The sequence below is a fragment of the Pseudomonas lutea genome (assembly GCF_000759445.1).
Classification (GTDB): domain Bacteria; phylum Pseudomonadota; class Gammaproteobacteria; order Pseudomonadales; family Pseudomonadaceae; genus Aquipseudomonas; species Aquipseudomonas lutea.
In genome coordinates, this window is record NZ_JRMB01000002.1 from 1,162,905 (window position 1) to 1,180,401 (window position 17,497).

The 17,497-nt window shown below is 60.4% G+C and carries 18 protein-coding genes; 11 read left to right on the plus strand and 7 right to left on the minus strand.

The window, feature by feature from the left end; genetic code table 11:
* The first annotated feature begins 47 nt into the window (after positions 1 to 47).
* Positions 48 to 1,748 (plus strand): urease subunit alpha, encoded by a 1,701-nt coding sequence (ureC, locus tag LT42_RS17450; protein ID WP_037015606.1) that lies wholly within the window; start codon positions 48 to 50, stop codon positions 1,746 to 1,748.
* A gap of 164 nt (positions 1,749 to 1,912) precedes the next feature.
* On the plus strand, positions 1,913 to 3,046 hold the full coding sequence (locus LT42_RS17455) for a sensor histidine kinase (protein ID WP_037015609.1): 1,134 nt from the start codon (positions 1,913 to 1,915) through the stop codon (positions 3,044 to 3,046).
* A 227-nt stretch (positions 3,047 to 3,273) separates the two neighbouring features.
* Here the strand turns inward: LT42_RS17455 and LT42_RS17460 are convergent, their stop codons facing one another.
* Positions 3,274 to 3,570 carry a chaperone modulator CbpM gene (locus LT42_RS17460; RefSeq protein WP_037015611.1) on the minus strand — a complete coding sequence of 99 codons (297 nt, stop codon included), beginning with the start codon at positions 3,568 to 3,570 and terminating at the stop codon, positions 3,274 to 3,276.
* Positions 3,571 to 3,572: 2 nt separating this feature from the next.
* Positions 3,573 to 4,526 carry a curved DNA-binding protein gene (gene cbpA / locus LT42_RS17465; RefSeq protein WP_037015614.1) on the minus strand — a complete coding sequence of 318 codons (954 nt, stop codon included), beginning with the start codon at positions 4,524 to 4,526 and terminating at the stop codon, positions 3,573 to 3,575.
* Between the two features lie 295 nt (positions 4,527 to 4,821).
* On the opposite strand from cbpA, the gene LT42_RS17470 reads away from it, so the two are divergent.
* Positions 4,822 to 6,087 (plus strand): Hsp70 family protein, encoded by a 1,266-nt coding sequence (locus LT42_RS17470; RefSeq protein ID WP_037015616.1) that lies wholly within the window; start codon positions 4,822 to 4,824, stop codon positions 6,085 to 6,087.
* A gap of 272 nt (positions 6,088 to 6,359) precedes the next feature.
* Here the strand turns inward: LT42_RS17470 and LT42_RS17475 are convergent, their stop codons facing one another.
* Together LT42_RS17475 and LT42_RS17480 are read right to left on the minus strand one after the other, a co-directional pair.
* The gene (locus tag LT42_RS17475; protein WP_037015619.1) at positions 6,360 to 7,370 is read right to left on the minus strand and encodes an AI-2E family transporter; all 1,011 of its coding nucleotides are present in this window, start codon (positions 7,368 to 7,370) and stop codon (positions 6,360 to 6,362) included.
* Positions 7,371 to 7,558: 188 nt separating this feature from the next.
* Positions 7,559 to 7,849 carry a PsiF family protein gene (locus LT42_RS17480; protein WP_037015622.1) on the minus strand — a complete coding sequence of 97 codons (291 nt, stop codon included), beginning with the start codon at positions 7,847 to 7,849 and terminating at the stop codon, positions 7,559 to 7,561.
* Between the two features lie 151 nt (positions 7,850 to 8,000).
* On the opposite strand from LT42_RS17480, the gene LT42_RS17485 reads away from it, so the two are divergent.
* Positions 8,001 to 8,885 carry a DMT family transporter gene (locus LT42_RS17485; RefSeq protein ID WP_037017489.1) on the plus strand — a complete coding sequence of 295 codons (885 nt, stop codon included), beginning with the start codon at positions 8,001 to 8,003 and terminating at the stop codon, positions 8,883 to 8,885.
* 26 nt (positions 8,886 to 8,911) lie between these two features.
* Here the strand turns inward: LT42_RS17485 and LT42_RS17490 are convergent, their stop codons facing one another.
* Positions 8,912 to 9,148, minus strand: a complete 237-nt coding sequence (locus tag LT42_RS17490) for a hypothetical protein (protein WP_037015625.1) — start codon at positions 9,146 to 9,148, stop codon at positions 8,912 to 8,914.
* A gap of 58 nt (positions 9,149 to 9,206) precedes the next feature.
* Complete coding sequence (locus tag LT42_RS17495; RefSeq protein ID WP_037015631.1) at positions 9,207 to 10,097, minus strand: esterase/lipase family protein; 891 nt, start codon at positions 10,095 to 10,097, stop codon at positions 9,207 to 9,209.
* 187 nt (positions 10,098 to 10,284) lie between these two features.
* Here LT42_RS17495 and osmE point away from each other — a divergent pair, with 187 nt between their 5' ends.
* Both osmE and LT42_RS17505 read left to right on the plus strand, forming a co-directional pair.
* Positions 10,285 to 10,623: an osmotically-inducible lipoprotein OsmE gene (gene osmE / locus LT42_RS17500; RefSeq protein WP_037015634.1), complete on the plus strand. Its 339-nt coding sequence runs from the start codon at positions 10,285 to 10,287 to the stop codon at positions 10,621 to 10,623.
* A 272-nt stretch (positions 10,624 to 10,895) separates the two neighbouring features.
* Positions 10,896 to 11,429 (plus strand): ferritin-like domain-containing protein, encoded by a 534-nt coding sequence (locus LT42_RS17505; protein ID WP_037015637.1) that lies wholly within the window; start codon positions 10,896 to 10,898, stop codon positions 11,427 to 11,429.
* Positions 11,430 to 11,859: 430 nt separating this feature from the next.
* On the opposite strand, the gene LT42_RS17510 is transcribed toward LT42_RS17505, so the two are convergent.
* Positions 11,860 to 13,929: an AsmA family protein gene (locus tag LT42_RS17510; protein WP_037015639.1), complete on the minus strand. Its 2,070-nt coding sequence runs from the start codon at positions 13,927 to 13,929 to the stop codon at positions 11,860 to 11,862.
* 315 nt (positions 13,930 to 14,244) lie between these two features.
* Between LT42_RS17510 and LT42_RS17515 the strand changes: the two genes are divergently transcribed.
* From LT42_RS17515 to ureG, 5 genes are all read left to right on the plus strand, one after another.
* Positions 14,245 to 14,466, plus strand: coding sequence for a hypothetical protein (locus LT42_RS17515; RefSeq protein ID WP_037017492.1), 222 nt, complete (start codon positions 14,245 to 14,247; stop codon positions 14,464 to 14,466).
* A gap of 125 nt (positions 14,467 to 14,591) precedes the next feature.
* The gene (locus tag LT42_RS17520; protein ID WP_037015642.1) at positions 14,592 to 15,224 is read left to right on the plus strand and encodes a TetR family transcriptional regulator; all 633 of its coding nucleotides are present in this window, start codon (positions 14,592 to 14,594) and stop codon (positions 15,222 to 15,224) included.
* Between the two features lie 418 nt (positions 15,225 to 15,642).
* Positions 15,643 to 16,143, plus strand: a complete 501-nt coding sequence (ureE, locus tag LT42_RS17525; protein ID WP_037015644.1) for an urease accessory protein UreE — start codon at positions 15,643 to 15,645, stop codon at positions 16,141 to 16,143.
* Positions 16,140 to 16,814 carry an urease accessory protein UreF gene (locus LT42_RS17530; RefSeq protein ID WP_037015646.1) on the plus strand — a complete coding sequence of 225 codons (675 nt, stop codon included), beginning with the start codon at positions 16,140 to 16,142 and terminating at the stop codon, positions 16,812 to 16,814. The genes ureE and LT42_RS17530 overlap by 4 nt, the downstream gene beginning before the upstream one ends.
* A gap of 58 nt (positions 16,815 to 16,872) precedes the next feature.
* Positions 16,873 to 17,487, plus strand: a complete 615-nt coding sequence (gene ureG, locus LT42_RS17535; protein WP_037015648.1) for an urease accessory protein UreG — start codon at positions 16,873 to 16,875, stop codon at positions 17,485 to 17,487.
* The last annotated feature ends 10 nt before the right edge of the window (positions 17,488 to 17,497 follow it).

Sequence of the window (17,497 nt, forward strand, 5' to 3'; positions counted from 1 at the left end):
CGAGCACCGCGAGCGGTTTCAGAATCCATTGAATTCAAGGCGAACAGATGAAAATTTCCAGGCAAGCCTACGCCGATATGTTCGGCCCCACCGTCGGCGACCGTGTGCGTCTGGCGGACACCGAATTGTGGATCGAGGTAGAGAAGGACTTCACCGTTTATGGCGAAGAGGTGAAGTTCGGAGGCGGCAAGGTCATCCGTGACGGCATGGGTCAGGGTCAGGGCGTCGCCGCCGACGTAGTCGACACGCTGATCACCAACGCGCTGATCGTCGATCACTGGGGCATCGTCAAAGCCGACGTTGGCCTCAAGGACGGGCGCATCGCAGCCATCGGCAAGGCCGGCAACCCGGACATCCAGCCCGGCGTGACCATCGCCATCGGTGCCGCCACCGAAATCATCGCGGGCGAAGGCATGATCTTGACCGCCGGCGGCGTCGACACGCACATCCACTTCATCTGCCCGCAGCAGATCGAAGAAGCGCTGATGAGCGGCGTCACCACCATGATTGGCGGCGGCACCGGCCCGGCGACGGGGACTAACGCCACCACGGTAACGCCCGGCAAGTGGCACATGATGCGCATGTTGCAGGCCGCCGAGGCATTCCCCATGAACATCGGCTTTACCGGCAAGGGCAACGTCAGCCTGCCCGAGCCGCTGATCGAGCAGGTCAAGGCCGGGGCCATCGGCCTCAAGCTGCACGAAGACTGGGGCACGACGCCTGCGGCCATCGACAACTGCCTGAGCGTCGCCGATGAGTATGACGTTCAGGTGGCGATCCACACCGACACCCTGAACGAATCCGGCTTCGTCGAAACCACGCTGGCGGCGTTCAAGAACCGCACCATCCACACCTACCACACCGAAGGCGCCGGTGGCGGCCATGCACCGGACATCATCAAGGCGTGCGGCTTTGCCAACGTGCTGCCCAGCTCGACCAACCCGACCCGCCCGTTCACCCGCAACACCATCGACGAGCACCTGGACATGTTGATGGTCTGCCATCACCTGGACCCCAGCATCGCCGAGGACGTCGCGTTCGCCGAAAGCCGCATCCGCCGCGAGACCATTGCCGCCGAAGACATCCTGCATGACCTGGGCGCGTTCTCGATGCTCAGCTCCGACAGCCAGGCCATGGGCCGGGTTGGCGAGGTGATCATGCGCACCTGGCAAACCGCCGACAAAATGAAACGCCAGCGCGGCGCATTGCCGGGTGACGGCGAAGGCAACGACAACTTCCGCGCCAAACGCTACATCGCCAAGTACACCATCAATCCGGCCATCACTCACGGCATCAGCCACGAAGTGGGTTCGGTCGAAGTGGGTAAATGGGCAGACCTGGTGCTCTGGCGTCCGGCGTTCTTCGGGGTAAAACCCACGCTGATCCTCAAAGGTGGCTCGATCGCCGCCAGCCTGATGGGCGACGCAAACGCCTCGATTCCGACCCCGCAGCCGGTTCATTACCGTCCGATGTTCGCCAGCTACGGCAGCTCGCTGCACGCCAGCAGCCTGACCTTCATCAGCCAGGCAGCCTTCGATGCCGGCGTTCCGGAACAACTGGGGCTGAAGAAACAGATCGGTGTGGTCAAGGGCTGCCGCAATGTGACCAAGGCGGATCTGATCCACAACGACTACCTGCCCAACATCGACGTCGACCCGCAGACGTATCAGGTCAAGGCCGACGGCGTGCTGTTGTGGTGCGAGCCGGCCGACGTCCTGCCGATGGCGCAGCGGTATTTTTTGTTTTAAGGGCGAATCAACGCTCGGGAATGTGTTTGCTGCCTGACAGCCCTCCAACTGGACGGCAAGCCGACTCAAAAAGGAAGCGCGCGCAAATGCGTGATGCTTCCTGCAACAACATGGCGGTACTATGCGCGCTCTTAATCAGCGCTCCGCCAGCAAGGTAGTTCCCCATGCGTCTTTCGGACTTTATCGTTCAGAACGTGGACCGCATCGTCGATGAGTGGGAACGGTTCGCGGCAACCCTGACGCCTGCAGCCCATGCGATGAGTTCGCTGGAGCTGCGCGACCACGCCGGGGCGATCCTGCTGGCAGCAGCGCGCGACATGAACACCGCGCAGACCAAGGCCGAGCGCATCGCCAAGGCTCAGGGCGAAGACATCGGCAAGACCCCAACTCTGGATCAGGCTGCCGCCAGCCACGGCGAACTGCGGCATATCGTCGGATTTGATCTGGTGCAGATGACCTCCGAATTCCGTCATCTGCGCGCCACCGTCGTGCGGTTCTGGGCTGAAAGCCAGTCGGAGCCTCAAGCCAGTCACTTGACGGACATGATCCGCTTCAACGAGGCCATCGATGAAGCACTGGCCGAGTCCACAGCGGCATACGCCGAACGCGTGACGCGCTCGCGCGACATCTTCCTCGCCATCCTCGGCCATGATTTGCGTGCTCCCCTGCAAGCCATCGGCATGTCATCCGAAGTATTGCTGCGCAAGACCGTACTGGCGGACGCAGAGCTTGCGTACATCAAACGCATCAAGAGCAGCAGTTTGTTGATGGGGACGATGATCAGCGATCTGCTGGAGTTCGTCCGCAGCCGCCTGGGCGTGACATTGCCAGTGGATCGCAAGCCGATGGAAATGACCCTGGCCTGCCGCGAAGCCATCGATGCGGCGACGGCCGGACAGCCAGACTGCAACGCAGTGTTCACGACCACAGGTGACACCCGTGGCGAGTGGGACGAAGCACGTATTTCGCAGTTGCTGCAAAACCTGATCGGCAACGCCTTGCAGCATGGCGCGGCGACGCGTCAGGTGACCGTAACCCTGACGGGCGAAGACAACCACGTCCGGCTTTCAGTGCATAACGACGGCGAGCCGATTGCGCAAGAGGCCATCGGCAGCATCTTCGACCCGCTGGTGCGCTCGGCTAACGAAAAAGCCGGTATTCACAACCCTTCCACAAGCCTGGGGCTGGGCTTGTACATCGTCAAGGAAGTGGTAAACGCCCACGAGGGCAGCATCACCGTGGTGTCAAATGTCGGCGACGGCACAACGTTCACCGTTGAGCTGCCCAAGAAAGGGTAGAGATGCAAACCCTTTGAGCCGATACCGGCCAAGGACCGAACAAGGGTCTGAATTGGCCGGAGGCGATGCCCAAGTCTTTGAGATCATTTGGCGGCGACTGCGCTGTGCAATGAGGTGCAACTCTGTAGGAGCCGGCTTGCTGGCGAACCCGTTTGGTCAGTCACTTGCGTTGCAGCTGCTGCAACGCATTCGCCAGCATGCCGGCTCCTACGATGTGCAAGAGCATGTCAGTCGAGAAACCGCCCCAACCGCTGCTTCAGCATGCGGTTTTCCGCCCTCACCCGCTCAAGCTCTTCCAGCAGGTTCAACGCCAGGGCAACGCCATCCCATTCCAGCTGCAACTGGTGATGCAACCTGACCGCACGCTTGGCAATCGACAGCGACGCACCGTCAAATACCCACTCATCCGGACGCCTTCCCTGGGGTTCGAGAATGCCGTGTTCGACGATCTCGATGACAAAAGCGGCCGGCATGCCGACCACCTCACAGAACTCCTGCATGTCGATGACCAGGGTGTCGCTCATGATCAGTTACTCCATTGGGCCCTCGGATCGAAGGCGGCCTGCGCGGCCAGCTTCTCCCACAGCACTTTGGTCGCTTCATCGGTTGACTTGGGCATGACGATTTTGATTTGCGCGAAGAGGTCACCGCGCTGGCCCTGCTTGTTCAGCAGACCATTGCCTTTGACGCGCAAGCGCTGGCCGTTCTGACTGTCCGGGCGGATGGTCAGGTTGATCTTGCCAGTCAGCGTCGGGACGGCGACCTTGGTCCCGAGCGCCGCTTCCCAAGGCGCAATGGGCACCGTAATGATCAGGTCATGGCCCTCGACGTCGAACATCGGGTGCGGCGCCAGACGAATGATCAGGTACAGATCGCCCTTCTCACCGCCCGCAATGCCAGGTGCGCCCTGCCCCTTGAGGCGGATGCGCTCGCCATCGGTGACACCCGCCGGAATTTTCACATTCAGCGTCTTGGTGATGTCCGCCATGCGTTGGCCATTGGCGCTGTGCTGCGGCACCTTGAAGCTGATCTGCTTGGACTCGGTGGAGAGGGTTTCCTCCAGAAACACCGCCAATTCCATCTCCACGTCCTGCCCTCGACGTCCGGGGCTTTGTGCCCGGCCGCCCTGCTGACCACCCCGGTTGCCAAAGATGGAGCTGAAAAAGTCCGAAAAATCGCCGTTCTCGAATCCGCCGCCACCAAATCCCTGGCCAGCGCCGCCACGGCCCTGCCAGCCGGGTGGTGGCTGGAAGCGACCCTGACTGCCGTACTTGCGAATGTCATCGTATTCGGCACGCTTCTCCGGATCGCTGAGTGCTTCATACGCTTCGGAGGCTTCCTTGAATTTATCCTCAGCGCCAGGCTCTTTGCTGACGTCGGGGTGATACTTGCGCGCAAGCTTGCGATAGGCGGTCTTGATGGTCTTATCGTCCGCCGTCGGCTCTACGCCAAGGATCTTGTAATAGTCTTTGAAGTCCATGTGACGGTCACCCACTTCTGCAATATCCAGCCCAGTCCGCACCGGGTTACAGGTGTGAACGCTGGATGCATTAAACGTTGCAAGGTTATCGGCATGCGGTCATGCGGGTTGAAACGCCGCGCGGACCGGCCGAAAGCATTAAGAGTTGCCTGCAAGATTGGGGCGTGGAGTCCCAGTTCAAGCCACACGAGCGAAATAGATGCACCGGGGCTGATAAACCGACGTTTCGCGCTACGCATCCGCCGCGCACTCGCATACACTGCGCGGCCGTTTTTTTGACTGGTACGTAAAGCAGATGAGCACTCCTTCCCCGGCCCGTGCCCTTGGTATTGACTTCGGCACGTCCAACTCCACAGTCGGCTGGCTGCGTCCAGGGACGGAAACACTGATCGCACTGGAAGACGGCAAGATCACGCTGCCATCGGTTGTGTTTTTCAACATCGAAGAGCGCCGCCCGGTTTATGGTCGCCTCGCGCTTCACGAATATCTTGAGGGCTACGAAGGCCGCCTGATGCGCTCGCTCAAGAGCCTGCTGGGCTCCAAGCTGATCAAGCACGACACCAGCGTGCTGGGCACGGCGATGCCTTTCAAAGACTTGCTCGGGCTGTTCATCGGTGAGCTGAAGAAGCGCGCCGAGGCGGCGGCGGGCCACTCCTTCGATCAAGTGGTGCTGGGCCGACCGGTGCATTTTGTCGATGACGATGCCGCTGCTGACCAGGAGGCCGAGGACACCCTGGCCGAAGTCGCACGCAAGATCGGTTTCAAGGACGTGTCGTTCCAGTTCGAACCGATTGCTGCCGCGTTCGATTACGAGTCGACGCTGGACCGTGAAGAGCTGGTCCTGATTGTGGACATCGGCGGCGGTACGTCGGACTTCTCGCTGGTGCGACTGTCGCCGGAGCGTCGTCTGGTTGACGATCGCCACAGCGACATCCTCGCCACCGGCGGCGTACACATCGGCGGTACCGACTTCGACAAGCAGCTGAGCCTGCAGGGCGTGATGCCGCTGTTTGGTTACGGCAGCCGGATGAAAAGCGGCGCCTACATGCCGACCAGCACGCACATGAGCCTGGCGACCTGGCACACGATCAACTCGGTGTACTCGCAAAAATCGCAGCTGGCCCTGGGCAGCATGCGTTACGACATCGAAGACACGCAGGGCATCGACCGTCTGTTCAAGCTGATCGAACAACGTGCCGGTCACTGGCTGGCGATGGAAGTCGAAGAAACCAAGATCCAGCTGACTCAGGCAGACAGTCGCCTGGTGCTGATGGACCGCGTGGAGCCCGGCCTGAGCGTCGACCTGACCCGCCAGTTGTTTGAATCGTCGATCGATGCGTTGCTTGAACGTGTGCGCAACAGTGTGACGAAGCTGCTGAACGATGCTGGCGTTGGGGTGGCCGACGTCGACACGGTGTTCTTCACCGGCGGCTCAAGCGGCATCCCTGCCCTGCGCAACAGCGTCGCGGCAATGCTACCCAAGGCCCGGCACGTTGAAGGCAACATCTTCGGCAGCATCGGCAGCGGTTTGGCCATCGAAGCGAAGAAGCGCTACGGCTGATTCATGGGGACTCGCCATCCCCTGCCACACCCAACCCTGGAGCGCGCTCGTGTACCCAAGCTCAGCACGGACCTGTAGGAGCGCGCTTGCCCGCGAATTGCGTCAGACCAGACCACGCATAGTTGCCTGACACACCGCGTTCGCCAGCAAGCCGGCTCCTACAGTGGGGTAAACCTTCTAACCCGAGCTCGCGCCCGCAGTGGATTGGGGTACACCTTCTACCCGAGGCGGCCGCAACGAATCGCCGTTCCAACCATGTACCCAAGCCCTCGCTAAACCAACTCTGCCTTGCGCAGCTCGCTCTTCAGGTAGGCGTAATAGATCGGCCCCGCGACCACGCCGGGAAGGCCGAACGCAGCTTCAAATATCAGCATCGCCAGCAGCAACTCCCACGACTTGGCACTGATCTGCCCGCCGACGATCCGCGCGTTGAGGAAGTACTCGACCTTGTGGATCACGATCAGATAACCCAGCGCCGCCATTGCCACCCAGATTGACAGCGACATGCCGACGATAAAAATCAGCGTGTTGGACATGAGATTGCCCACCACCGGAAGCAAGCCCAGCAGGAACGTCAACACAATCAGCGTTTTGGTCAGCGGCAGGTGAACGCCACACAGTGGCAGGATGACCGCGAGGAAGATCGAGGTGAATGCCGTGTTGAGCAGCGAAATTTTGATCTGAGCGAAGACGATGTTGCGGAACGCCTGACTCAGCAAGTGCAAGCGCTCGAACAGCGCGGCGGCCAAAGGCTTGCGTTTGGTGACATCCGGGATGCGTTGGAGGGCGATGATCGCGCCCAGGACCATGCCGATCAGCAGCGTGACGAACATATGCGCCGCGCCTTTGCCGAGCAGCTGCAGTTCGCCGAGGTGCTTGGTCAGCCAGGCGCTCAGGGACACCTGAAATTCAGTGGCGCTGGCTGGCAAATAGTTATCGATGAAAGGCGGCAGTTGACCGCGCGCGCGGTCCACCAGAATCATGAATTTATCCAGTGACGCCCCGGGGTTTTCCGCCTCATGCAGGAGAAAGCTGATCGCCCCTGCAAACAACAAGGCCAACACCGTAACCACCAGCGTGCCCAACAACGCCACGGCGAGCCAACGCGCACGCTCGCCGGCGATCAGCCGCTGCAGCTGAGGCGTGAGCATGTCGACCAATTCATACACCAGCAAGCCCGCCAAAAGACTGGGCAACAAGTTGAGCGGCAGCACCAGCAACAACCCGCCAAACACGAGAATGCAACTGGCCAGATACACTTGACGGGGCGAAAACGTTGGCATACAGCCTCAAAACGAGCGGCGTGGAGGATGGGCAGTCTGCCAGCGTTCTGAGTGGAGAACCAGCGACGCGAAAGCCCTTGAAGGCTCAAGCGTGAGGACGCTGCGATTGCTAAGGGGGTCATCGGCCGCAATCGCAGAAAATGCAGGGGGCGGCGCCGCATTTTGGCGCCAGGAATCGATCCGCGAATTTATTTCTTTTTAAGACAATCGCTCATGAAGGACTTGCGTGCATCGCCTTTAAGCGCCTGAGTGCTGGCCGTAGCGTTGCAGGTCTTCATCTTGTCTTGCTGAGTGGCAACCGGTGCGGGCGCAGCCTTGAGGCACGTGCTCATGAACGCCTTGCGCTCATCGCCCTTCAGGGATTTCGCCGAGGCGTCGGCGTTGCACGTGGTCATTTTGTTTTGCTGGGCCGTAGCGGCAAAACCTTGGGCACTCAACAGCAAGCCCATGACCAACAAGGGGATACGCAGCATCGTCATCGCCATTCTCCTGAGGCGCCATGCCCTTGCATGGCTCTGAAAGGAGTGTAGCCAAAGAATGTTGCTGCATATTTCTGAAAAGCCGTTCCCTGCGCTGGACGTGCGGACTGACAGGCCGATAATGGCGCCTCACTCAACTGCCGGTCCGGTCATGCAATACCTTTATCCACTGCTCACCGTCATGATTTGGGCGGGCAACAACGTCATCACCAAAGCAGCGGCAGGGCGTATTTTCCCCGCCGAGATCGGTTTTTATCGCTGGGTCCTGGCGGCGTTGCTGTTCACGCCGTTCCTGCTGGCGCCCGTGCTGCGTAACCGCGCGCAGATCAAGCCGATCCTCGGCAAGGTCGTCGTACTGGGCGTGCTGGGTATGGCGATTTATCAAAGCCTGGCGTACTACGCGGCAAACATCACCACGGCCACGAATATGGGGATCATTCTGTCGCTGGTGCCGGTGATGACGTTGGGCATGTCGATCGCCAGCCTTGGTACGAGGCTGACTGCGGGCGCATTGGTCGGTGCGTTCGTGTCATTTGCCGGTGTGCTGTGGGTGGTGTCGCAGGGCAGCTGGAGTGCGTTGATCGCCCATGGGGTCAACGTCGGCGACTTGATGATGCTGGTTGCGACGCTGGCGTATGCAACCTACAGCACGCTGCTCAAGAAATGGCAGCTACGCATGCCGCCGTTGCAGCTGCTGTACCTGCAGATACTGGTAGCGATCATCGCGCTGTTTCCGCTGTATGTGATTTCGCCAAAGACGGGCCTGAACGCAAGCAACATTCCATTGGTGCTCTATGCGTGCATTCCGACCTCAATGTTGGCGCCGTTGCTGTGGATGAAAGCGATTTCAATCCTCGGACCCAGCCGCACCACCTTGTTTTTCAACCTGGTGCCCATCCTGACTGCGCTGGTTGCCGCGCTCGCGCTCGGCGAGCAACTGGCGTCTTATCACTTTATCGGCGGTGCCCTGACGCTGGGCGGGGTGATCCTGGCAGAACGCTGGACCACACCGCTGCGCAAGGCCGCGATCAGTTAAGGCTGCTTGCCCGACTTACCGGGCAATCAGGCTTTGTCGTGATCCTCCGCAGCGTGAATCGACACATCGGTAATGCCCAGCACATGCGGCAGGCCGATGGTGTCTTCACCGGTATCAAAAGGGTCATCTTCCACAGCGACGTTGTGCTTGAGGGCCAGTTCGTGCACGACTTCAATGATCGGCACGTCGAGGTTTTCAATCAGATCGACATGGTGCTCACCGGCCAACGTGTACTCGATTTCATAAAGCTCTTTATCGCTCATCGCATCACTTCCTACGCGACCCCTCGGGTCGACTGATCACGAACAACGGCTAAGTAAGTCAAAGACCGGCGGCTTTCAAACGCGCGGCATGCTCCAGGAACAACCTCACGGGATCGGCTCCCTTGCCTACCAGCCCGAAGTGCTGGTTGACGATGTCGAAATGGTCGAGCGGATAGTCATCGCCGATGACTTTGCCAAGGTGAGAACTGAAACGCCCGACCATGCCATCAGATTGACCTCGCTCTTTCGTGAACGTGCGAGCAAATATTCGACAGGTAAGATTTGAGCTGTCGAAGAGGTTCTTGCCGCGGTCGGTGCGCCCTGTTTGCAGCGTTCCGGACCAGGAGTAATAACGCACCCCGGCCACCTCTTCGTCGCCCTCCCCGCCCCAGTTTTTGGGCAGCCCCTGAGGGAATCGCAGGTTGAATCGCGCAACCCCGCAGGTGGTGAGGGAGTGGTGCGCAGCGTCGACATCCACGGGCAGCCGAGTGCCGCGATAACCGGTGTCGAGCGCACCGGTGATGAGCGTGGTGACGCGAATGGCAGCGTTGACCACACGCCCTTTTATCGTATGCGACGGGAAGTGCTCTTCAAGGTAATCGGCCAGTTCGGAGCCGTGATTGGGACCCGCAATGGAAGTGACCGACGCGACCAGGTCCGGGCGCACGCCAGCGACGTAGCGGATGGTCAGCGCACCCTGACTGTGACCGATCAGGTTGACCTTGGCGGCTCCGGTTTGCTCAAGAATTTCCTGCACGCGGGCCAGCAACTGCTCGCCGCGAATCTCGGTGGAGTTGACCGCCGAGACCATGACCGGGATCACCTGCGCGCCACCCCGACGCAACGCTGGCACGATACCGAACCAGTACGGATAAACCACGAGCTTCACAAAGCCCAGCAACCCGGGCACCAACACAATGGGGTAGCGCGTGGCCTGTTCTTGCGGCATGAAAGGGCGATCCCTGAGGGTGCATGATGGGCCGAGGTAGTCACTCCAAAAGTAGTCGGCAAACGTTCCTGGAACATGACAAAAAACAGTAATGCCCCATCGCCATCAATTTGATCGAACTCTTGGGCGGCTTGACTGCTCATAACAGCAACGGGCCAACAATGGTCTTTCTCGTGGAGCGATTCGAATGTTCAAGCAATCTCTGGCAGTAGTGATTTCCATGGCCGCGTTGGCGGGTTGCGCATCGACCACCCTGCCGAACCCGGTTGACTACGCGACCTACCGCAATGAACCACTGGTCAAGCAAGTCGAAGAAGGCATGACCAAGGAACAAGTCCTGACCATCGGCGGCACGCCGTCGACCACTACCCAGCGCCGCGCTCACCCTGGCACTTGCAACAACTATGTGCTGAACCGCGAAGGCCACCAACAGGCTTACTACGTCACCTTCGACAACAACGGTCGCGTGAACAGCAAAGGCTTCATGACGTGCGAACAGCGTGACGCCAACGAACGCGCCATGTGATGTAACGCTCTTCGTTTGAATGGTTGAGCCTGCCTCTGACTGCACCCGCCGGGATATCGCAACGATGACCGGCGCGCATCGATAACGCTGGCGGCTCAACCCTCGTAGATTCCTGCATGCCATGCCTGCGCGTTAAATCAGCGCGAACAAAAATCAAACTTTTGCCAGCGCCCACCACTCACACCTATGACCCGATCCTGCCGGGCGCCTGCTTTACGCATGGCGCATACAGAGCGCGACGGAACAAACCGGAAAAGCCCTGGAGATACCTGATGATCAATCTGCACCCTATGACCGACGTCGCCACGTTACGAGAGCGCGCGCGCCACAACGTAGAGAACGGCGCCGTTACCGAGAGCTATGGCGCTGATCGTGAAGAGGTCCTGCGCCTGCTGAACGCATCGCTGGCAACCGAGCTGGTCTGCACCCTGCGTTACAAGCGCCACTACTTCATGGCGAAGGGCATCAAATCCCACGCCGCAGCCGATGAATTTCTGGAACACGCCACTCAAGAGCTTGAGCACGCAGACAAGCTGGCCGAGCGCATCGTGCAGCTGGGCGGCGAGCCGGAATTCAACCCGGACCTGCTGAGCCGCAATTCCCATGCGCAGTACGTCGCCGGGAACACGCTCAAAGAGATGATTACCGAAGACCTGGTGGCCGAGCGCATTGCCATCGACAGCTATCGCGAGATCATTCAGTACATCGGTGACCAGGACCCGACGACTCGCCGCATCTTCGAAGAGATTCTGGCTCAGGAAGAAGAACACGCCGACGACATGGCAGACCTGCTCGACGGTCTCTGATCCGCGGCACGCAATGTAAAAAGCCAGGGCATATGCCCTGGCTTTTTTGTGGGTGAGGGTTGCGCCTTTGCATCGTGGCCAGCCGTGTTCGCCAGCAAGCCGGCTCCTACAAAATAGCCGCGAACTCCGTCGGAATCGGCCATACAGGGCAACCGCGACATTCTTCGGAACCGGCTCTACAGGACATCCCCGAACTCCGTCGGAATCGGCATACAGGGCAACCGCGACTTTCGTCGGGACTGGCCCTGCAAGACAGCCGCGACATTCTTCGGAACCGGCCATAAGGGACACCCGCGACTTTCGTCGGAACCAGCTCTACAGGACATCCGCGAACTTTGTAGGAGCCGGCTTGCTGGCGAACGCGTTAGACGGGCCACCGCACTCCGTGCGCTACCAACAACGAATGATCAGTCAACCTCGAGAGCCCCCTTCACTTCACCGTTTTCGGCGCCTTGCCCGAGCGCATCTGTTCCAGCAATGGCGCGCACTGGTTAGGCGCATCACCACTGCTCGGCGCCACCAGCGCCAGCAACCCGGCCGCTGGCCCTACGGCCGCGCCCAACAACACCATGCCCGCGCCGCGCAGTAACAGCGGGCCCGACTCCACCCCTGCATTAGGCTTGGCAAACGGGCCACGTACGTACAGCGGCGAGCGCAACGAAAAGACCCTGAAGCCTTTCGACTCCGGCGTGATCTTCATGTCCAGCTGCTCGGTTTTCAGATTCGCCGTACCGTCCACGTAGATAATCGCGTTCTCGGTGTCAAAGACGAACAGCTTGGTGCTCGCCAGGCCATCCTTGAAGTTAACGTCAGACGCTGCGCAATTGATCTTCACGTCCTTGTCGCCAAACAACCTGCCCACCACGTAGTTGCCGACGTTCAGGCCGGCAATTTCCATGAGCCCGCGGCTAACGGCGCCGTCATTGACCAGCATCTTCATTTCACCGTTGGAGGTGCCCAGCAGCGCAGCCACGGAATTGCCCCGACCACTGATGTCAGCGTCGCCGTTGAGCTCGCCAAAGCTGGTCTTCATGGGTTCGAACGTCGGGAACAGCTGCTTGAGTTTGAAACCGCGTGCTGAAAGCTTCGCGCGGCCCTCAAGCGGCTGGGTGTGGCCGTTGAGCTTGATGTCGGCGTCAAGCTTGCCGCCTGCAACACCGAAGCGCAGGGGCTGCAAACTCAACACACCATCATTGAGAATCACATGCGTGTACAGGTCATTGAAGGGCAGCTCGGCGCTCTGCACGATACGCTTGCCGGTGAACTCGACATCCGCGTCCATGGCGGCCCAGCGGTCGGTTTTAAACTCCTCGACCGGCAGCACTTTGCCCGTCGGTTGCTTGCTCTCGCCGCCCCGGGTTTTCTGCTCGGCATTGGAGTCGGCGCCGATAAGCGGCTTGAGATCGGCCATGAGTAACTGGTTGGACACCAGCGCACCGGTCAGCTTGGGACGTGGCTGACTCGCCACGAAGCCCAGATCACCATGGATGTCGCTCTCGCCGATCTTGCCGTTGAAGCCCTTGTACTGAAACGAGGCTCCGGCCGGGTCGTGCAGTTTCGCGACCAGGCGGCCATCGGTGGAATACGGTGGGGAGTCCGGCAGGGTCACGCCGGTGAGCGGGTACAGGTTGCTGAGGCTGTCGCCAGAGAGTTTCAACCGCAGGTCGAGCTCTCCCAGGTTTTGCGGATCAGTGACGGTGCCCGCAATGGCAACACGCAGGGCCCCGGCGCTGACATCAGCCTGTACCGGGAATGGCAGCGCTGCATCCTTGAGCGCCAACAAACCGCCCACCTTGCCACTGCCGTTAACCGGCTGGCCGTGATATTGGCCTTTAGCGGTGAAGCCGAAGGCGTAGTCCTGTGCCGAGGCGCCCTTGTCCTGAACCTTCTTCGCTTCACTGCTGCCGACGATGTCGCTGTAGGGAATCGGCTTGCCCAGCAGGTCGATCACCACGTCAACAGCGGTGTTGATCTTCTGGTCGTTGTAGCTGACAAAGCCTTTATCGAAGCCAATCGAACCGATGTCGATGACCCAATTGGAGGGCTTGGCATCGGGATCGCTCTTGGGCAGGTCAAACACCCAGTTGGCTCGGCCATCGGCCAGGCGCTCGATACGGGCATTGGGTTCGGTCAGGTTAATGCGCGGGATGACCACACGCTGAGCCAGCAACGGCAACGGCGACAAACGCAGGTCAACGCGCTTGAGGGTGACCATCTGCGGCGTTTTAGACCACTCGGGGTTGCCCAGCGCAATGTCTTCCGCAGAAAGATGGGGCCACGGAACCCAGGCTCGCCAGCCGCCTTCGTCAGGCTCACGGTGCCAGCTTACGGCCAGGTTGCCGTTGATGGCGAACGGGCGATGCAACTCGGCGGACACCTTTTCGTTGATGGTCGGCTTGAGCCGGTTCCAATCGAACGTCGCGATCACGATGATCAGAATCACCAGCAACAGCAGCAGGATGGCGGCTGCCCAGGCAAAGATTTTACGGCCTCGCGTCATTGCGTTTTCTCCCCAAAAACCGACGCGCCGTCCAGGGCACGTCTCGTACGTCGTAACGGTTCGACTGACAAAAGCGGCTTCGGTTTGATCGAATCCTGATTCGAGCCCAGAAAGTTCCGCAGTGGCCGACCTCTTGCGCCTGAACGGCGTCAGGAATGCGCATGAAAAACCGCCGAAAGCCCCGCCTGACGCGGGCCCTCAGCTCGCATCATTTCTGTCGATGGTCACCATCAGCCCGTTGAACTTCTTTCTCCACCGGGCGGCGGTAAAATCGCCAGCACGTTCACACAACCTTTAGCACCCGAGCATCCGTCCATGAAACGCCAATTGATTGCCCTGACCCTTTCCCTTCTTGCCTCGAGCGCTTTCGCGATGCCTGCCAGCGAACAAGCGGTACTCGGCGAAGCGAAGGCGACGCAGCACATCGGTTTGCCGACACTCGCTCAGGATGGCCCTGACCGGTTGATCAACCAATACCAGCGCGTCGCCGACAATGGCCCCGATCGGTTGATTCAGCAGTATCAGCGCGTTTCCTGAGCGCAAGCGGTTAACCAAAGCCCGGCATATTCGCCGGGCTTTTTATTGGGCGGCATGCCGGGTTCGACGCAACGCGAACGCATTTGCTAGAGTTGCCGCCCACACCCTTGTCAGATACATGCCCCATGCTGCCCCGCGCCGAACAGAAACAGCAGACCCGTCATGCCCTGCTTGATGCAGCCAGGGGCCTGATGGAGAGCGGACGCGGCTTCGGCAGCCTCAGCCTGCGCGAAGTGGCCAAAACCGCTGGCATCGTGCCAACCGGCTTCTATAGGCACTTCGATGACATGGACCATCTGGGGCTGGCACTGGTCAGCGAAGTGGGCCAGACGTTTCGCGAAACCATCCGCCGAGTGCGCCACAACCACAACATCGACAGCGGCATCATTGATGCGTCCATCCGCATCTTTCTGGATGTAGTGGCAGCCAATCGTTCGCAGTTTCTGTTCCTGGCCCGCGAGCAATACGGGGGTTCGCTGAAGGTGCGCCAGGCCCTCGGCGCCCTGCGCGAAGGCATCATCGCTGACCTAGCCACCGATCTGGCGTCGATGCCCAAGTTCCAGCACCTGAATACCGACGACCTCTCGGTCATGGCGGACCTTGTGGTGAAGAGCGTGTTTGCCATGCTCCCCGAATTGATCGACCCACCGCCCTCGGCCTTGGCCGAACACCTCACGCCCCGCGCCAAAATCACCCAGCAATTGCGCTTCATCTTCATCGGCGCCAAGCGCTGGCAGGGGTTGGGCAGCACTGAGTAATTCGCCGCCTGCGAAGGCCATTCGCGGGCAAGCGCGCTCCTACAAAGGATCGGGCTGCCGAACTCAGGCTTCAGTCGCTGGTGACCGCGTTTCGAATACGACCCTTCCAGTCACCTCTAACCGCGCAAGCTGTAGGAGCCGGCTTGCTGGCGAATGCGGTGGGTCATTCAGAAATTGGCCGTTGCTGAAGCCGGTTCGCCAGCAAGCCGGCTCCTACAGGCCGCAGTTTGGCCTCATGACCACTTGCTGCCAACGCGCGCCAAGCCAGTGCACTGGCAACACCCCTCGCACCAGTTGCGTGCGCATTACTCGGGCGACGATTCGTCTCTGCACTGTATTCACGCAATTTCTGTTTGCTGCGCCTGTTGGCAAGCCGCTTGCTCTGGTTGTTGCATCGCACATTGCTGGAAGCTTTCTAATGCTGGTGATTCATCAACGGATCGACCCTCAAGCCGAATGGGCTGCAGAACTGCATTTGAATTTCGAGGCGCGCAGTAAAAGCCGGCTGCGCTGTTTCAGTGCCGAGGGTGAGGACGTCGGGTTGTTTCTGGAGCGCGGTCAGCCTCCGCTCCGTGACGGCGATTTTCTCCAGGCCCAGGACGGACGCGTCGTGCGCGTCTGCGCTCGGCCGGAGCAATTGATGCACGTGACCTGCACCAGCGCATTCGAGTTGACCCGCGCGGCGTATCACCTGGGCAACCGCCATGTGGCGTTGCAGGTGGGCGATGGTTGGTTGCGCCTGCTCGACGACTACGTGCTCAAGGCCATGCTTGATCAGTTGGGCGCTTCGACCGTATCGCTGGAAGCACCCTTTCAGCCTGAGCACGGCGCTTACGGTGGCGGTCACCACCACTCGCGCGCCGGCGAGGAAGACTTCAATTACGCGCCGCGCATCCATCAGTTTGGCGTGCGCACGTGAACACGGCCTGGGCGCTGCTGCGCCTTGCGAGCCCGCAGTTACCGATTGGCGGCTACAGCTATTCCCAAGGTCTGGAGATGGCGGTGGAGCAAGCCGTCGTCAGTGACGCGGCCAGCGCCGCCCGATGGATTGGCGACCAATTACTGCTCAACCTCGCCCGCTTCGAGGCGCCGCTGTTGCTCGCGCACTGCACCGCCGCTGCGCAAGACGACTGGACGACGTTGCGCCAACTGAGCGAAACCCACCGCGCCAGCCGTGAAACCCGTGAATTGCACCTTGAAAGCCGCCAGATGGGCTACTCGTTGCAGCAACTGCTCAACGGCCTGTCCGAAATGGATCAGCCCGCCAGGGACCTTCTGCTGCAGGTAGGCGAACCGCATCTGGCGCTGGGCTGGGCCCTGGCTGCACGCGCCTGGGGGATCAATCCACAGGATGCGCTTGCCGCATGGCTCTGGAGCTGGCTGGAAAACCAGTTGGCCGTGCTGATGAAAACTCTGCCGTTGGGTCAACAAGCTGCCCAGCGCCTGACCAGCGAATTGCTGCCACTGCTTCAGTCCGCCCAACTACACGCCACTGCCCTTGACCCGGAACACATCGGCAGCGCGCCGTTCGGGCTGGCGCTGGCGAGCATGAACCATGAGCGGCAGTACAGCCGCCTGTTTCGATCGTGATGCAGTGGCTATCGCTGCAGCACCACGAACCGCACCACACGCTTAACGGAGAGAAACAATGAACAGCCAACCTTTGCGCGTCGGCATCGGCGGTCCGGTCGGTTCCGGCAAGACGGCACTGACGCTTGCGCTATGCCTGGCCCTGCGTGACCGCTACAACCTGGCGGTGGTCACCAACGACATCTATACCCGCGAAGATGCGGACTTTCTGGTGCGCAACGAAGCCCTGGCGCCGGAGCGCATCATCGGCGTGGAAACCGGCGGCTGCCCGCACACCGCGATCCGCGAGGATGCTTCGATCAACCTAGAAGCGGTCGACCAACTCAATCGCCGTTTTGAGGGGCTGGACCTGATCATCGTCGAATCGGGCGGGGACAATCTGTCCGCAACGTTCAGTCCGGAGCTGTCGGACCTCACCATTTATGTCATCGACGTATCGGCCGGCGACAAGCTGCCACGCAAAGGCGGCCCGGGCATTTGTAAATCCGACCTGCTGGTGATCAACAAGATCGACCTGGCGCCGTTGGTGGGGGCGTCGCTGGAGATGATGGACCGCGACACCAAGAAAATGCGCGGCGACAAGCCGTTTGTGTTCAGCAATCAGAAGACCGGCCATGGCCTTGAGCAGATCGTTGCGTTCATCGAGCGCCAGGGCCTGCTGACGGCTGCCTGATTTCGGATAC

What these genes read in the sequence shown, in the direction of transcription:
- LT42_RS17495 (WP_037015631.1), bottom strand. Translation starts at nt 10,097, where the DNA reads ATGCCGCAAGAACAGGCCACGCGCTACCCCATTGTGTTGGTGCCCGGG.
- ureE (WP_037015644.1), top strand. Translation starts at nt 15,643, where the DNA reads ATGCTGGTGATTCATCAACGGATCGACCCTCAAGCCGAATGGGCTGCA.
- LT42_RS17520 (WP_037015642.1), top strand. Translation starts at nt 14,592, where the DNA reads ATGCTGCCCCGCGCCGAACAGAAACAGCAGACCCGTCATGCCCTGCTT.
- LT42_RS17480 (WP_037015622.1), bottom strand. Translation starts at nt 7,849, where the DNA reads ATGACGATGCTGCGTATCCCCTTGTTGGTCATGGGCTTGCTGTTGAGT.
- ureG (WP_037015648.1), top strand. Translation starts at nt 16,873, where the DNA reads ATGAACAGCCAACCTTTGCGCGTCGGCATCGGCGGTCCGGTCGGTTCC.
- cbpA (WP_037015614.1), bottom strand. Translation starts at nt 4,526, where the DNA reads ATGGACTTCAAAGACTATTACAAGATCCTTGGCGTAGAGCCGACGGCG.
- LT42_RS17455 (WP_037015609.1), top strand. Translation starts at nt 1,913, where the DNA reads ATGCGTCTTTCGGACTTTATCGTTCAGAACGTGGACCGCATCGTCGAT.
- LT42_RS17485 (WP_037017489.1), top strand. Translation starts at nt 8,001, where the DNA reads ATGCAATACCTTTATCCACTGCTCACCGTCATGATTTGGGCGGGCAAC.
- osmE (WP_037015634.1), top strand. Translation starts at nt 10,285, where the DNA reads ATGTTCAAGCAATCTCTGGCAGTAGTGATTTCCATGGCCGCGTTGGCG.
- LT42_RS17515 (WP_037017492.1), top strand. Translation starts at nt 14,245, where the DNA reads ATGAAACGCCAATTGATTGCCCTGACCCTTTCCCTTCTTGCCTCGAGC.
- LT42_RS17460 (WP_037015611.1), bottom strand. Translation starts at nt 3,570, where the DNA reads ATGAGCGACACCCTGGTCATCGACATGCAGGAGTTCTGTGAGGTGGTC.
- LT42_RS17505 (WP_037015637.1), top strand. Translation starts at nt 10,896, where the DNA reads ATGATCAATCTGCACCCTATGACCGACGTCGCCACGTTACGAGAGCGC.
- LT42_RS17490 (WP_037015625.1), bottom strand. Translation starts at nt 9,148, where the DNA reads ATGAGCGATAAAGAGCTTTATGAAATCGAGTACACGTTGGCCGGTGAG.
- LT42_RS17470 (WP_037015616.1), top strand. Translation starts at nt 4,822, where the DNA reads ATGAGCACTCCTTCCCCGGCCCGTGCCCTTGGTATTGACTTCGGCACG.
- LT42_RS17475 (WP_037015619.1), bottom strand. Translation starts at nt 7,370, where the DNA reads ATGCCAACGTTTTCGCCCCGTCAAGTGTATCTGGCCAGTTGCATTCTC.
- LT42_RS17510 (WP_037015639.1), bottom strand. Translation starts at nt 13,929, where the DNA reads ATGACGCGAGGCCGTAAAATCTTTGCCTGGGCAGCCGCCATCCTGCTG.
- ureC (WP_037015606.1), top strand. Translation starts at nt 48, where the DNA reads ATGAAAATTTCCAGGCAAGCCTACGCCGATATGTTCGGCCCCACCGTC.